14 protein-coding genes and 1 pseudogene are annotated in these 13,300 nt (G+C 59.7%); 4 read left to right on the top strand and 11 right to left on the bottom strand.

All coding sequences use genetic code 11. From position 1 onward, the window contains the following. From ACU0FH_RS18110 to ACU0FH_RS18065, 10 genes and pseudogenes are all read right to left on the bottom strand, one after another. A pseudogene (locus ACU0FH_RS18110) lies at window positions 1-122 on the bottom strand (IS3 family transposase); the annotation flags it as partial. Window positions 123-173: 51 nt separating this feature from the next. After that, entirely contained in the window at window positions 174-485 is a 312-nt protein-coding gene (locus ACU0FH_RS18105; RefSeq protein WP_446196106.1) for a hypothetical protein, read from the bottom strand. 282 nt (window positions 486-767) lie between these two features. Beyond that, window positions 768-1,493 (bottom strand): SDR family NAD(P)-dependent oxidoreductase, encoded by a 726-nt coding sequence (locus ACU0FH_RS18100; RefSeq protein ID WP_446196105.1) that lies wholly within the window; start codon window positions 1,491-1,493, stop codon window positions 768-770. Further along, window positions 1,490-2,272, bottom strand: a complete 783-nt coding sequence (locus ACU0FH_RS18095) for a cyclase family protein (protein WP_446196104.1) — start codon at window positions 2,270-2,272, stop codon at window positions 1,490-1,492. Before ACU0FH_RS18095 ends, ACU0FH_RS18100 begins: the two co-directional genes overlap by 4 nt. After that, the gene (locus tag ACU0FH_RS18090) at window positions 2,269-3,519 is read right to left on the bottom strand and encodes an SDR family NAD(P)-dependent oxidoreductase (RefSeq protein WP_446196103.1); all 1,251 of its coding nucleotides are present in this window, start codon (window positions 3,517-3,519) and stop codon (window positions 2,269-2,271) included. The genes ACU0FH_RS18095 and ACU0FH_RS18090 overlap by 4 nt, the downstream gene beginning before the upstream one ends. After that, window positions 3,516-4,688: a thiolase family protein gene (locus ACU0FH_RS18085; protein ID WP_446196102.1), complete on the bottom strand. Its 1,173-nt coding sequence runs from the start codon at window positions 4,686-4,688 to the stop codon at window positions 3,516-3,518. The genes ACU0FH_RS18090 and ACU0FH_RS18085 overlap by 4 nt, the downstream gene beginning before the upstream one ends. After that, the gene (locus ACU0FH_RS18080) at window positions 4,685-6,307 is read right to left on the bottom strand and encodes an AMP-binding protein (protein ID WP_446196101.1); all 1,623 of its coding nucleotides are present in this window, start codon (window positions 6,305-6,307) and stop codon (window positions 4,685-4,687) included. Before ACU0FH_RS18080 ends, ACU0FH_RS18085 begins: the two co-directional genes overlap by 4 nt. Further along, window positions 6,304-6,783 carry an aromatic-ring-hydroxylating dioxygenase subunit beta gene (locus ACU0FH_RS18075; protein WP_446196100.1) on the bottom strand — a complete coding sequence of 160 codons (480 nt, stop codon included), beginning with the start codon at window positions 6,781-6,783 and terminating at the stop codon, window positions 6,304-6,306. Before ACU0FH_RS18075 ends, ACU0FH_RS18080 begins: the two co-directional genes overlap by 4 nt. After that, entirely contained in the window at window positions 6,780-8,126 is a 1,347-nt protein-coding gene (locus tag ACU0FH_RS18070; RefSeq protein WP_446196099.1) for an aromatic ring-hydroxylating dioxygenase subunit alpha, read from the bottom strand. The genes ACU0FH_RS18075 and ACU0FH_RS18070 overlap by 4 nt, the downstream gene beginning before the upstream one ends. Window positions 8,127-8,137: 11 nt before the next feature. After that, on the bottom strand, window positions 8,138-9,094 hold the full coding sequence (locus ACU0FH_RS18065) for a PDR/VanB family oxidoreductase (protein WP_446196098.1): 957 nt from the start codon (window positions 9,092-9,094) through the stop codon (window positions 8,138-8,140). Window positions 9,095-9,264: 170 nt separating this feature from the next. Between ACU0FH_RS18065 and ACU0FH_RS18060 the strand changes: the two genes are divergently transcribed. The 4 genes from ACU0FH_RS18060 to ACU0FH_RS18045 are packed head-to-tail and all read left to right on the top strand — an operon-like array spanning window position 9,265 to window position 12,593. Beyond that, window positions 9,265-10,290 carry a TRAP transporter substrate-binding protein gene (locus ACU0FH_RS18060; protein ID WP_446196097.1) on the top strand — a complete coding sequence of 342 codons (1,026 nt, stop codon included), beginning with the start codon at window positions 9,265-9,267 and terminating at the stop codon, window positions 10,288-10,290. Then, on the top strand, window positions 10,287-10,808 hold the full coding sequence (locus tag ACU0FH_RS18055) for a TRAP transporter small permease (RefSeq protein ID WP_446196096.1): 522 nt from the start codon (window positions 10,287-10,289) through the stop codon (window positions 10,806-10,808). The genes ACU0FH_RS18060 and ACU0FH_RS18055 overlap by 4 nt, the downstream gene beginning before the upstream one ends. A 33-nt stretch (window positions 10,809-10,841) precedes the next feature. Further along, a complete protein-coding gene (locus ACU0FH_RS18050) occupies window positions 10,842-12,098 on the top strand; it encodes a TRAP transporter large permease (protein ID WP_238373267.1) in 1,257 nt (418 codons plus the stop codon). A gap of 6 nt (window positions 12,099-12,104) precedes the next feature. Continuing rightward, on the top strand, window positions 12,105-12,593 hold the full coding sequence (locus tag ACU0FH_RS18045) for a MarR family winged helix-turn-helix transcriptional regulator (RefSeq protein ID WP_446196095.1): 489 nt from the start codon (window positions 12,105-12,107) through the stop codon (window positions 12,591-12,593). Window positions 12,594-12,602: 9 nt separating this feature from the next. On the opposite strand, the gene ACU0FH_RS18040 is transcribed toward ACU0FH_RS18045, so the two are convergent. Then, entirely contained in the window at window positions 12,603-13,091 is a 489-nt protein-coding gene (locus ACU0FH_RS18040; RefSeq protein ID WP_238373247.1) for a MarR family winged helix-turn-helix transcriptional regulator, read from the bottom strand. Window positions 13,092-13,300 lie beyond the last annotated feature (209 nt).

Here is a 13,300-nt window from a genome sequence, read left to right as displayed (position 1 = left end):
GTCTGCTGTGTCACGCCGATCTGACGCACCGCCTCGGCGATCGTCGCGCCTTGTCCCTGCAGAACTTTAACCTGCCGAAGCTTCGATACAATCTCTTCGGGCTTTTCTCGTTTCCCAGCCATCGCTGATCCTCCAATTTGCCGGACAAATCTATCCCAGTTGGTGGACCACTTTCAGGGGGCTACTCCAATCGCGGCGGCCGCCGACTGAATCTCTGTCCCGATACGGGCCATGATCTCGGCATGTTGTTCAACGTACCTAGCTTCAGAACGTAGCAAAAAGTCTTTTTCTGCTCGGCGTGCCTGAAGCAGGTCCCCTTTAACATGCGACATCACGAGGGCCAGATCGTTGGCCTCTGCGCGTGCCTTGGCAGCGCGGGCATTCACGACGTACATGACTGCGCCTACCGCGAGCATCAGGGCCATCGTTGCGACTGCAATGCCTACGATAGCGCTGATCGCAGTACTGACCTTAAAGCCGTTCACGCCGAATCCATCCCAAGAGCCTTCGGCGCACCCTGTCCGCAAAGGCCTTCGAATTCGTGAATTGACTTGCAGTCGACTGACCGCACTAAAGCGCTCATATCGCTGACCGATACACCGGGATGCCCTTGACCGCCTCAGTTTGGCTAAGTCAATGACCTTCATAGGTTTTTCAGGCTGAAACGACTTGCCCAATTCGAAACATACAGGCCAATCCGATGTGCATCCACAGTTTGGGCATGACTGCACCAAAGCTTGGTGCATCAAATTGAGAAAAAACGTTTATCAGATCGGCACAGATCCGATGCTTGACCCACCACAGACATAGAGCGTCTGACCGGTGACAAACCCGTTTGCGGGGTCACAGAAGAAGAGGAATGCTCGGGTCACATCGTCGGTCTGACCAAGCCGCCCGACCGGAATGCGCCGGGCCAGGTCGTTCTCGCGTTCGCTGCCTTTAGGGATGATGCCCCAGAAATTATCGGTCTGGATCGGGCCGGGTGCCACGACATTCACCGTGATCCCATGAGGTGCGAGTTCCAGCGCCCATGTGCGGGCCATCCCGATCATACCGGCCTTGCTGGCGCCGTAAGCGGTGCGGGTTGCGGCGCCAAGGGCAGCGCGGGACGAATTGAACATGACCCGACCGAAAGCGCGCTTTTTCATCGCGGGAAGGGCGGATTGAAGCAGCGTCAGCGCCGAACCGAGATGCAGTTGCGCCAACCCGGTGATGTCCGATGGCTTGGCGTCTTCGATCAGATTGGGCCAGATCACCCCGGCGTTGTGGACGAGATGGGTCACCTCAAAGCGTGCGCCGATGTCATCGGCCACCGCCTGAACAGTATCGGGATCCAGCAGATCGCAGTCGAGATGTTCGAGCTTCTCGTGCGAAAAATCCGGCGCATGGCGGGCAAGGGTGATAACCCGGTAATCTTGCTCGAGAAGGCGCAGCGCCAGATCGGCGCCGATGCCCTTGTTGCCGCCGGTAATGACGGCCGTGTAATCGGTCATGATGCCCCCTTTGGAACGAGTGCGAGTACTCGCAGCGGACTGCCGGTGCCGTTGCGGATCTTGAGCGGGGGGCAAATCAGCATCGCGCCCGTGGCGGGCAGCCGGTCGAGCCCGGTCAAGCATTGAAGCCCGTACCGCCCATTGCCATGAAGAATGTAGTGGGCAGGGTAGGGCGGCGCGTAGTGCATTCCCTGTCCCGCATCGGTGCCGACGGTTTCAGTCCCGAAACCGCGAATGCCGCGCTCTTCCACCAGAAGACGGATCGCCTCGGGCGTGGGGCCGGGCGAATGCGGACCGTCCTCGCGCATATTGAGATAGTCGGCTCCCCGGCGCTTGGACCAGTCGGTGCGCATCAAAACCCATGTATCTTCCGGAATGCGTCCGTTGGTGGCTTCCCATTCGGCGATGATCTCCGGGGTCAGTTCAAAATCTTCATCCTGCGCCGCCCCTTCTGAGCAATCGATAACGCAGACAGGACCGATGAAGGCCTCTGCCGGGATTTCGTCGACCGCGCCATTGGCCACGTCGCGGCCCGAAACCCAGTGAACCGGCGCGTCGAAATGGGTGCCGGTATGTTCAGACATGGAGATGTTGTGCCATTTCCAAGCCGGTCCGCGATGGTCGTAAGCCGAGACTTCCTCCATCCGAAAGCGGGCGCATTGTCCGAATTCGGGCGGCAGGATGATAACCGGGAAATCCGGATCAAGCGTGTGGGTCAGGTCGACCACTTCGATCTCGCCACTGGTCAGAGCAGTGGCCATCTGGGTCAAAGCGTTCATCCCACATCTCCTGCCAGTTCGCGTTCCAGAACCCGTGGGTCCTGCCGCCATCGTTCTGCGTAGTCCTTGGCAACATCGCCGCACCAGACGTCTTCGACCCCGTCGCGCAACCCCTGTACGACAGACCGCGCGATGGCGCCGGGCAAGAGCTTGGGCGGCGGAACGTCCTGATACCAATCGTCATCAGTCGGACCGCAAAAGACGGTTATGACCTTTACGCCGCCGGGACGCAGTTCGGCCCGTAGCGACTGCGCCAAAGACAGTGCGGCGGCCTGCGACGCGTTGAAACTTCCATAGGAAGGATCGTTAGCGATGGCGTTTATCGACAGTATATTGACCCAAGCTGCGGCGTTGTTGATGCCGTCGGCACCTCGCGCTTTCATACCTGGTCCGAAAGCCTGTGCCAGCCGCATCAGGCCCAGATAGTTCACCTCCATCTCGTCACGGGCAAAGGCCGTGTCGCCACGGGCCAGCACGCCGCCAGGACGCATGAAACGGGCGTTGTTGATCAGGATGTCGACCTTGCCACCGATCTCTCCGGCCAGTTCGATGACCGAGCTTGTGTCGGTCAGATCGAGCGGCATCAGATGGACGCCGTCCATCTTTTCAAGCGCGCTCCGTTCCGGATAGGGGCGCCACGTCTCGCCTTCCCCAACGAAAACCGTCATGGCTCCGGCGTCCAGCAGAGCCTTGGCTAGTGCCGGGGCTCCGGGCTGTCGGCCATCTGTAATCAGAACGCGTCGGTGTTTGGGGTCGGCCCCCAATTCGCGAAGTTCGGGATCGTCTGCCATGTTGGGCGTCGTCTCCTTGGGGATGGCGATCAGCACGCCTTGACCCGCCCGGTCGAGACGGGAGAGCAGGCGTACCTCGCTGCCTTTTACGCAATCGCCATGGACATGGCAGAAGATCGAAGGACCGGCATTCAGACGCACGGTACCACAGCGCCAAGGCGCCTGCCGCCGGAAATATAGGTTGGGCGAGGTATGCACGATCGTGTCGGCGATCAGCTCTCCGACCGGATCGGTATCCCTCCACAACAGCTCGAGGCCGAGACAGGAAACGCAGGCATCGCGCGGCGGATATTGAACCGTGCCGCACTCTGCGCAGTGTTGCAGTTTGAATCGGCCTTCTGCGGCGGCAGCAGTAAGCCCCATGGCCGCGCGGCTGCGAAAGGAGGGCGGCAGGACCGGGACGGTCTGAACATTTTGCGGGTTCTTCTTTGGCGGACAGGCGAGTGGATCGGTCATGCGCTTTCTCCGGTCAGGATGGCGGCACCGGAACACAAGCCGCGGTCATAGTTAATCATACCAAAGCCCGAGACCAGTGCGTTTTTCGCATCGGCGACCTGCGTCGGCCCGGCGGTTCGGGTGACCTGTCGAAGCGCTTCGACCATGCCGAGAAATCCGCCTGCGGCCCCGGCCTGACCGGCGGAAAGCTGACCGCCCGAGGTATTATGCGGCAGGTCTCCGGTCACCGTGAGGTCACGGTCGCGCAGAAAAGCAGGTGCTTCGCCCTTACTGCAGAAACCCAGATCTTCGAACTGCATCATCGAGATCACGGGATAGTCGTCATAGGTCTGCACGAGGTCCATGTCGGCGGGTTCCATCTCGGCCATCGACCAGAGGTCCTCGACGTCAAGCGCCCAGCCGCCGCGCAGCTGGATCGGATCGTCCGGAAAGGCGTTGTGGCGCTCGATTGTTCCGGCGATCCGCGCAAAGGGCAGGCCGCGCTTCACCGCCTCTTCCTCTGACATGACAAGAAAGGCTTCGGCCCCGGCGCAGGGCATCACGCAATCGAAAAGCGCGATCGGGTCCGAGATCGGTCGTGCCTCAAGGTAATCTTTAAGGCTGAGGGGCTTTTTCATCAGCGCGTTGGGATTGCGCAAGGCGTTGTCGCGCTGCGCGACGGCGATACGGCCAAAGTCTTCTCGGGTCGCACCATATTCCTGCATGTAACGGTCCGTGAGCAAGGCGAACATCGAATTCGGGCCGCCGTAGCCATACGGATAGGCCGCATCCATCGCAAAGCGCGAAAAACTCGACAGCAGCTTGCGGAAGCTGTCGATATGGTTGGTGTCTCCGGCAACACAGGCGACGATCTCGGCATCCCCTGCCTGAACCGCCCGCGCCGCCCGGCGCAGCGCAACGACCCCGCTGGCCCCGCCCATTGGAATGGAATCCAGCCACCTCAGCGTCACGCCAAGATGCTGGGACAGTCCGACCGGGCTGTCGGGAAACAGAGTGAATGAGGCGACGGACAAGCCATCGATATCTTCTTTCCGAAGCCCCGCAGCGTCGAGCGTTCCCTTCAGGGCGCGCGCCAGCCAGTAATGTGCCGTCTGCGTCGAGTACCGCTCATATGGCGTTGAAAACGGCGCGGTGACAACGACGCCGTCATAGGATTGGCGGCGGCTCATGCGATTTGCCTTTTCTTTGCCTTGCGCAAATCGATGGTCGCCGCATCCTCAAGAAGGTCAGCGGCCAGCGATTTCAGAGTCGCACGCTGGATCTTGTTTGTCGCGGTCAGTGGCAGGTCGGTGACAAAGGCGATGTAGCCCGGTACCTTGTAATAGGCCATCTGTCCAAGTGCCCAGTCGGTGATCTGCCGAGCAAGCTCCGGTGACGGATCGGCATTGACCTGAAGACAGGCAAAGACCTCGTCGCCCCGGATGTCATCCGGCACGGCGGCCACCGCGGCGGCGGTGATTGCGGGATGGCGCATCAGCACGGATTCAACCTCGACTGCCGCGATGTTTTCACCGGACCGACGGATCACGTTTTTCTTCCGGTCGACAAAGAACATATCGCCAGTGTCGAGTTGCCGGACAATGTCGCCCGTGTGAAACCAGCCGCCTTCCCAGACCTTCTCCGTCTCCTTTGGGTTCTTCCAGTATTCCTTGAAAAACCCATGCCGGGGGTCCGGCCCGCTATGTCTGACCAGCAGTTCACCGGGCATGTCGTCCGTGCAGTCGCTTCCGTCGTCGGCGACGATCCTGACCTCAAGTTCCGGTCCTGGACGGCCAATGCATGCTTCTCCGACACGCCGAGGTTCGTGGTTGGCGGCAATCACCGCGCCAGCGCCGGTTTCTGTCATCGCCCATGCTTCCATAATCGGAAAACCGAACCTTTCCTCGAATGCGGCATGCAGGCGCGGATCAACCCCGGCGCCAAAACCAAAGCGGACGGAATGAGCGCGATCCTCGGGATCTTCGGGAAGACCCATCAGCATTGAGGGCATCACGCCCAGATAGTGCAGACAGGTCGCACCGCTGTCACGAACCGAGGCCCACCAGCTGCGTGGGTGGAACCGGTCGAGCGCGGTAAGGCACCCGCCGACTGTCAGCATCGCCATAAAGGAATAGGCCATAGCGTTCATGTGAAAGATCGGCAGCGGCGTCAGCATGCGCTCGCCATCTTCGGTCAGAGTGCAGACGCCCCCAGCCTTGGCGTACCAGTCCCCGGCCTCGGTGAAATACGTGTTGGCCAGAACGCAGCCCTTGGGCCGCCCGGTGGTGCCCGACGTGTAAAGCATGGCGGTTTCGCGATGCTGCGGATCACAGGACGTGTCAAACACTGGGGCGCCAAAGGGCGCGGGTATCGGCTGATCCGGCGCCACGACAGGGATCGGCCGGTTGACCGCCTCGCCCGCTTCGCGAAGCTCTGCCATTCGCGAAGGGATGGCGACCGCGAGGGCCGGTTCGGCGTTCTCGATCATGTATTCCAGCTCGGCCGCGCGCAGGTCGGGATTGACCGGGACGACAGATAAGCCAAGCGCGTTAAGTGCTAGCCAATACAGGAAAAAGTCTGGCCGGTTCTCAAGAAGCAGCATGACCCGCTGACCGGCCTTGAACCCGGCGTTTGCGAATTCTGCCGATAGATGCTCTACCCGTTCTTGCGCGGCGGCATAGGTAACCTCGCCAGCTGGAATGGCATAAATCGCAGCCGTTTCAGGCAGGACGTTGTTCAGGGGGCGCTCCGGCCAGCGCGTGGCGGAGGCAGAGAACAGGCCATGGACCGTGTCGGGCATTTCACTCATGGCAACAACTGGATATTGCCGAAAGCGGCGTCGCAATTCAGGATATCGACCCGCTTCCGTGCGATCTTCAACGCGTCGTCTTTGAGGACCAGTTCGTGCTGTGCCGTCAGTGCGAGCAGGAACTGATCATCCAGACGGGTTTCGACGTAGTGCATCTGGGTCGTCACCAGAAACGCGCCCGCGTCGTTGTCGATCTTGTCGACATAGGGACGCTGGATCACATGATGACAGCGGCTCTTGGGCTTTTGCGAAAAGGTCCGCGCCCCGGTCAGTCGTTCGACCCGCAGCCGCAGCATGAACTGGTCTTCATACATCAGCGAGGTTTCGTTGATCTCATCCTTCTGTTTCCAGTCCAGCGGCATCCAGTAAATGCCGTCCTCGGTCCAGAGGTTGAGCCAGTCGTCGTACCTGCCCTCGTCCAGCATCCTGACCTCGTCATAGACAAAGTCGATCAGGTCGTTCTTGGTGATGGTCATTCTGCAGCCTCCAGCGCGTCTTCGCTTGGCAGCGACATAGTCATGAACTTGGCCCAGGCGTGGAACTGGTTGCGCATCTGGCGTTCGGTAGTCCCGTTTTCCTCGGCCTGAGTGTCGAGATCCTCATCTTCCTTGTAGAGGCGCTGGATATTCACCCATTCCAGCCCATCGGACATGAGGCCTTCCTGCGCACGCTCGTACATTTCAAGATCGTCATGTCCGACGATCGAGGTAGGCGCGTTGATCATCCGGTTGTACATCGCCGTACGCGCTACCAATTCGTCCGGTGCATCGACAAGCCGATAGATCCAGCTTTCCACCAGTGTCTTATCTGGGCCAAGAGGGATGAAATTGCGCAGCTGCTGGATCGGCCCCTTGATCATGATATTCGGGAAATAAACCGTATTGTGCCGGTTCTCTCCAAGGATCTGCTTGGCCTTCTCTTCGCCGTAAGCCTCTGACATCTTTTCGAAATACCCTGGTATCTCGGAATAATCGGAATGGATCGAATGGCTGACACCGGTGTGGCCGTGGCCATTGGGCCATGTACGGATACCCATGTCTTCGAAGAATTCGTAAGGCGACATGAAGGGTGCGATGATCTGCATCGCGGGCGGTTTGGGTGCCCCCTCCGGCTGATCCATTTCTTCCCAGATCTTTACCGCTGTCCCTGCCGAACTTTCGTGCGCCACCATCGGATGGCAGGTGTCGGTCTGGTTCTCGACCAGCATCTTCCAGTTGCAGCGGTGCATGTAACGGAGAGGCTGTCCTGCAACGACTAGCTTCCCGGCGGGGGAACGATCAACCATGTTGTCGAACGAGGATAGCGACTCGCCAAAGTACTCTTCGAACCCGATTCCTTCGTCTGCCAGCCGGGCAAAGATGAAACCACGGTAGTTCATCACAGCCCCGACCGACTTCATGCCCTTGCCATTTTCCGTCTGGTCCAGACCGGTACCCTCATACCCTTTCTTGAGCGGGATCGCGAGAAGACAGCCATCGGTCTTGAAGGACCACGCGTGGTAGGGGCAGCGAAAGAATTTGCCCGTGTTACCTGTGCGATCAATGGCGATCTTGGTGCCCTTATGCGGGCAGCGATTGTGCAGAACCTTGACCTCGCCGTCGCTGTGACGCACCTGGATCACCGGCTGATCGCCGATCTGGGTGGTATAGTAGTCTCCCTTGTTCGGGGTCTGGCTGTCATGGCCGACGAACACCCAGCTGTTGGCGAACAGGTGTTTCATCTCAAGCCGATAGACTTCATCCGAGGTGTAGACGTCGCGATGCACCTGAAACGGTGTCACCAGCGCCTCGATATCCTGTTTTGTGCGATAGGTCGTCATTACTTCCTCCGTCAGATGTCGAGTTTCAGGCGGGCAGACTTGGCGCGGCTGACGCAAATCTGCATGACCTTGCCACTGTCGCGTTCGGCTTGCGACAGAACTACGTCGCGATGGTCGGGCGTGCCCTCAAGCACATCGGTCTGGCAGATGCCGCAATCGCCACGCTGGCAATCATAGATCAGATCTTCGCCCGCTTCTTCGAGCACGTCGATGATCGTCTTGCCCGGCGGGATCGTGTAGACCGCGCCGGTCGACGCGACTTCTACCTCAAACGCAGAATCGCCGTGCTGATCGGCGGCCGCGTCGAACAGTTCGAAATGCACGCGTTCGCTTGGATATCCTGCTGACTCTGCTTGTGATTTGACCGCTTCAATCATCGGTTTTGGGCCGCAGACATAGATATGAGACTGTGGGTCAGCGTCGCTCAGAACCTTCGCGATATCGAGTGGCCCACCCGCCTGATCGTCTCGGTGCACGGATAGGCGGTCGCCGTGGTCCTGCGTCAGCCGGTCGATGAATGCGGCGGCGCTGTCGTCGCGAATCGCATAATGCAGACGGTAGTCGCGGCCCTCTGCCTTTAGCGCGGTGGCCATTGAGATCATCGGCGTGATGCCGATTCCACCGGCGATCAGAACCGAAGGTACGTCGTCTGTGGCAAGCGGGAAATCGTTCTTGGCGGACTCGACAGTGACAGTGTCACCTTCTGCCAGCCCGTGCATGAACCGGGATCCGCCGCGGCTTTCATCTTCAAGCCTGATTCCAAAGACATAGGCTTTGGGGTCATTGGCTGCGCCGTCAAAGTCGATCAGACTATAGGGCCGTGTTGCACCATCGGGCAGGTGAACCTCGGCATGTGCGCCTGCCTCGTAAGGCGGAAGCGTACCGCCATCGGGCGTTACAAGAGTGACTACGCGGATTAGCTCTGCCGCCTTCCGCACTTCCTTGACTGTCAACGTGATGGCCGACATGGCCTCCCCTTTTTATGCAAATGCAGGCATCTCTGGCTTGCCTAAGCATGAGCGAGCGATGTTTTAAGTGTCAAGGTTTAAGTATGAAAAGATGAAAACTCATATTTTTATTGCCAGACTCGTGAACGCTTGATTACGCTCTGACCATAACAACCAACCGGGAGACGACCATGAACAAGATCATGAAGACCATTTCGGCCGCCGCGATCGCGGTTGCTTCGACTGGTCTTTCTGCCGCCGCGCAGGAAACCACGCTTCGACTGTCCAACTGGCTGCCGCCGTCGCATCCGATCGTGAAAGATATCGTGATGCCCTGGGCCGCGAATGTCGAACAAGCCACCGAAGGCCGCGTAACCGTGCAGATCCTCGATGCGCCACTCGGGCCGCCGCCCGCGCATTTCGACCTTGCTGCCACTGGCGCTGCCGATGTTACTTTTGGCGTCCACGGTTACACGCCGGGCCGCTTTTCGCTGACGCAGATCGCGGAGCTGCCCCTGAACACACCTAATTCCGAGGCACTTTCCGTCGCCTACTGGCGCGTACACGAAGCGATGCTGGCCGAAAAAGCCGAGCATCAGGGTGTCAAGGTTCTGGCCGTCTGGGGCCACGGTCCGGGTCACATGTTCACCACCGGCGCGGATGTAAGCCCGATGTCGGCGGTCGAAGGTCTCAAGATACGGGTGGCCGGAGCCCTGACCAGCCAGCTAGCCGAGGAAATGTCGATGGTTCCGCTTCAGGCGCCGTCGCCAAAGACCTACGAGCTTCTGTCGGGTGGTGTCGCGGATGCGATCTATTTCCCTTATGAATCGGTGCCGTTCTTCAAGCTCGACTCGCTGCTGACCAAGGCGCTGCGCGTTGATGGCGGCCTCTATAACGTCTCGTTCTTCATGGTCATGAACCAGGCCAAGTTCGACAGCATGTCCGATGCCGACAAGGCTGCCATAGACGAAGTCTCGGGCGAGACTCTTGTCCGGATGGCGGGCAAGGCTTGGGATACTGCTGACGAGGCCGGTCTTGCCGCGCTCGAGGGGACCGTCGACTTCCACGATGCGACCGAAGAAGAAATGGTGGCAATCGAGGAAATGTCGCAGCCGCTCTACGACACGGTCCGCAAGGCATTCGACGAAAAGGGCGTCGATTTCGATGCGGCGCTTGAAATGCTGCGCAATGAAACGCAGGCGGTTCTGTCCGAATGACGGGCATCCGCCAAACCGGGGCAGGGCGTCGCGCAAGCGCCCTGCGCCAGACGTTCCGGCGCATCACGGCGGTTCTGACCGGGCTGCTGCTACTGGCGCTGACCGGCGTGACGCTGGTCGATGTGCTGGGGCGCTACTTTTTCAACAGTCCGCTTCCCGGCGCCTCGGAAATGACCGAATTGCTGGTGATGGCAATCGTCTTTGCCGGCCTGCCGGCGATCTGTCTGGATGACGGCCACATAACGGTCGATCTGTTCACGTCGCGCCTCAAGGGGCCACTGGCCGAGGTGCAGACTTTCATGGCGCGGATCATTGTCGCGGTGGTGCTTGCGGTTGTCGCCTGGCAGCTGTGGGAGCACGGGATACGGCTGAGCGCTTATGGCGAAACGACTGTTTACCTGCGGGTGCCTCTGATGCCGGTCGCCCTCGCGGCCAGCATTTTGTGTGCCACATCTTCCATCATCGTGCTGGGTCTCGCGGTCATGCGACTACCCAAGGGAAAATCTGAGGAGATCTGAAAGTTGGACTGGCCCATTGGCATTGCCATTCTCATGGCGTCAATCTTCACGGGCGTACCGATCGCCTTTGCCCTGACAGCCGTCGGCGTGATTGGCGTCATTTCGATCATCGGTTTCGATCCGGCTATGGCGATGCTGGGCCAGATCTATTTCGACAGCGGCCGCAGCTATACCCTTTCGGTGGTGCCGCTCTTCCTTCTGATGGGCAATTTCATCGTCCAGTCCGGCATCGCGAGCGAGATGTACGATGCTGCCAACGCATGGCTGCGCCACCGCAAGGGCGGGCTGGCAATGGCGACTGTCGTAGCCTGCGGCGGGTTTTCCTCGGTCTGTGGTTCTTCGTTGGCAACAACTGCGACCATGGGCCGGATCAGCCTGCCTGCGATGCGCCGATATGGTTACTCCGACCGTCTTTCCGCTGCTTCTGTCGCGGCGGGAGGCACGCTCGGCATCCTGATTCCGCCTTCGGTGATCCTCGTGATCTACGGCATTCTCACACAGCAGGATATCGGCAAGCTGTTCCTCGCCGGTCTGATCCCCGGTCTGATCGGTGTGCTGTTCTATATGTTGGCCGTGCGCCTTTCCCTCTGGCTCCATCCCGAAGACCTCGTCACGCTGGACAAGCTGCCGCTGCGCGATCGCCTGCGCGCGACCAAGGGCGTTTCCGGCGCGCTCATCCTGTTCGTTTTCGTGCTCGGCGGCATCTACATCGGGTTCTTCACCGCCACCGAGGCCGCAGGCATGGGCGCAGGCGGAGCGATCCTGATCACCGCGCTGCGTGGCAAGTTGACCCTTCGGGAAACGCTGGAAACCCTGTTCGACACCGCCAAGACCACGGCGGTGATGTTCTTCATCCTGTTCGGCGCGCTCTACTTTCTGAACTATGTGAACCTCTCCGGACTGACGACGGACCTTCGCAGCTGGATCACCGCCTTAGGGGCTGGCCGGTTGCAGGTTATCCTGATGATCATTGTGCTGTTTCTGGTCCTGGGCTGCCTTCTGGAAAGCCTGTCAATGATCCTGCTGACGGTACCGGTCCTCTTTCCGATCGTTTCTGGGCTTGGTTTTGATCCGATCTGGTTCGGTGTCTTCGTCGTGGTCGCGACCGAGCTCAGCTACATCACCCCGCCCATCGGGATGAACGTCTTCGTCATGCGGATCGTGGCGCCCGACATTCCTCTCGAGCGGGTCTTTGCGGGTGTCCTGCCTTTCGTCTTCGTCGACATCCTGCGCCTGTTCCTGTTGATCGCTGTGCCGTGGCTGGTGCTGGTCGTTCCCAATTCGATGTGAGGGCGGATGACAGCTAAAACCGTAGAGGAACTTGAGGCACCGGCGACATCGGGCGCGCAGCCTTTTCTGCCCGATTACCTTCTTTTTCTGACCGCCTCCGTCTCGGCGGCGATGAGCGAAGAGTTTCATGAATACGTACGCACCCGCGGGCTGCGGGTGCCGGAATGGCGGGTGCTGGCCTGCTTGCATGACGACGACGGCCAGATGATCACCCGGCTGGCCCGTTTCGCCATGATCGAACAGTCCCGGCTGACGCGGATCATCGACCAGATGGACGAGCGCGGCCTGCTTGAACGCCGAAGCGACAAGGCCGACCGGCGCCGCGTCCGGATTTTTCTGACCCGTGCGGGGGCAAGGTTGGCCGCCGATCTCGTATCAGAGGCGCGCGCACATGAAAAACGTCTGATCAAGCGGCTTCCTGACGGTCTGGGCAAGGACCTGAAAGCCACGGTCAAGCGGCTTCACGCAGTCCTCTGGGCCGAAGAGCAGGACTGACACTACTCTTCAGAGATCGTGTTTCCGAATGTTGCCGAGGATGCGATGCAATGTTCCCACAAAGGCGGCAAGCTCCTGTGCATCGATGCCGGTGAACATCTTCTCGTAATGATCGTGCATGACCGGCCAAGCCCGATCAAACTCCTCGCGACCAAGGTCCGTCAGATAGACCTTGCGCACGCGCCCGTCACCATCGGTCTCCTGGCGGCGGACAAAACCCGATTTCTCAAGCGCTTCAAGCGTGCGCGACATGGTCGATTGTTCGGTCACCGTGTAGACCGACAATTCGTTGATGGTCAGGCCCGGCACTACAGCCACAACCGCAAGAGTGCGCGCCTTGACGGTCGTCAGGTTCTGCGGCTTCAGGTCGGTCAGTACCTCGGCGTTATAGCGCCCCATGATGCGGTTCATCAGGTAGGGTGCGAAATTCCACAACCCGATTTCACCCAGTGTCTGGGGTGGCCGTTCGGCGGTTTCGGGCGTCTGTTGTGTCTCCATAGGGAGCTCCGATTCTGTAAGCCTGAATGTTCACTGACGCAATTATGCGCCGGTTTCCACTCTCCTCTGTGGTTCCGGGTGGCCCGGCAGGTCGCGAACGACGCCCGGGGATGCCCGGACCCGCTACATTCTCCCGCATTATGCACATTTTCATTGAAGCTTAAAATAAATTACTTGCATTCGCAGATAGAGGCTGCTCGGATGTCTTC

The organism is Heliomarina sp. (assembly GCF_052826185.1).
This window is presented reverse-complemented; position numbering and strand designations above follow the sequence as displayed.

What these genes read in the sequence shown, in the direction of transcription:
- ACU0FH_RS18100 (WP_446196105.1), bottom strand. Translation starts at nt 1,493, where the DNA reads ATGACCGATTACACGGCCGTCATTACCGGCGGCAACAAGGGCATCGGC.
- ACU0FH_RS18095 (WP_446196104.1), bottom strand. Translation starts at nt 2,272, where the DNA reads ATGAACGCTTTGACCCAGATGGCCACTGCTCTGACCAGTGGCGAGATC.
- ACU0FH_RS18090 (WP_446196103.1), bottom strand. Translation starts at nt 3,519, where the DNA reads ATGACCGATCCACTCGCCTGTCCGCCAAAGAAGAACCCGCAAAATGTT.
- ACU0FH_RS18085 (WP_446196102.1), bottom strand. Translation starts at nt 4,688, where the DNA reads ATGAGCCGCCGCCAATCCTATGACGGCGTCGTTGTCACCGCGCCGTTT.
- ACU0FH_RS18080 (WP_446196101.1), bottom strand. Translation starts at nt 6,307, where the DNA reads ATGAGTGAAATGCCCGACACGGTCCATGGCCTGTTCTCTGCCTCCGCC.
- ACU0FH_RS18075 (WP_446196100.1), bottom strand. Translation starts at nt 6,783, where the DNA reads ATGACCATCACCAAGAACGACCTGATCGACTTTGTCTATGACGAGGTC.
- ACU0FH_RS18070 (WP_446196099.1), bottom strand. Translation starts at nt 8,126, where the DNA reads ATGACGACCTATCGCACAAAACAGGATATCGAGGCGCTGGTGACACCG.
- ACU0FH_RS18065 (WP_446196098.1), bottom strand. Translation starts at nt 9,094, where the DNA reads ATGTCGGCCATCACGTTGACAGTCAAGGAAGTGCGGAAGGCGGCAGAG.
- ACU0FH_RS18060 (WP_446196097.1), top strand. Translation starts at nt 9,265, where the DNA reads ATGAACAAGATCATGAAGACCATTTCGGCCGCCGCGATCGCGGTTGCT.
- ACU0FH_RS18055 (WP_446196096.1), top strand. Translation starts at nt 10,287, where the DNA reads ATGACGGGCATCCGCCAAACCGGGGCAGGGCGTCGCGCAAGCGCCCTG.
- ACU0FH_RS18050 (WP_238373267.1), top strand. Translation starts at nt 10,842, where the DNA reads ATGGCGTCAATCTTCACGGGCGTACCGATCGCCTTTGCCCTGACAGCC.
- ACU0FH_RS18045 (WP_446196095.1), top strand. Translation starts at nt 12,105, where the DNA reads ATGACAGCTAAAACCGTAGAGGAACTTGAGGCACCGGCGACATCGGGC.
- ACU0FH_RS18040 (WP_238373247.1), bottom strand. Translation starts at nt 13,091, where the DNA reads ATGGAGACACAACAGACGCCCGAAACCGCCGAACGGCCACCCCAGACA.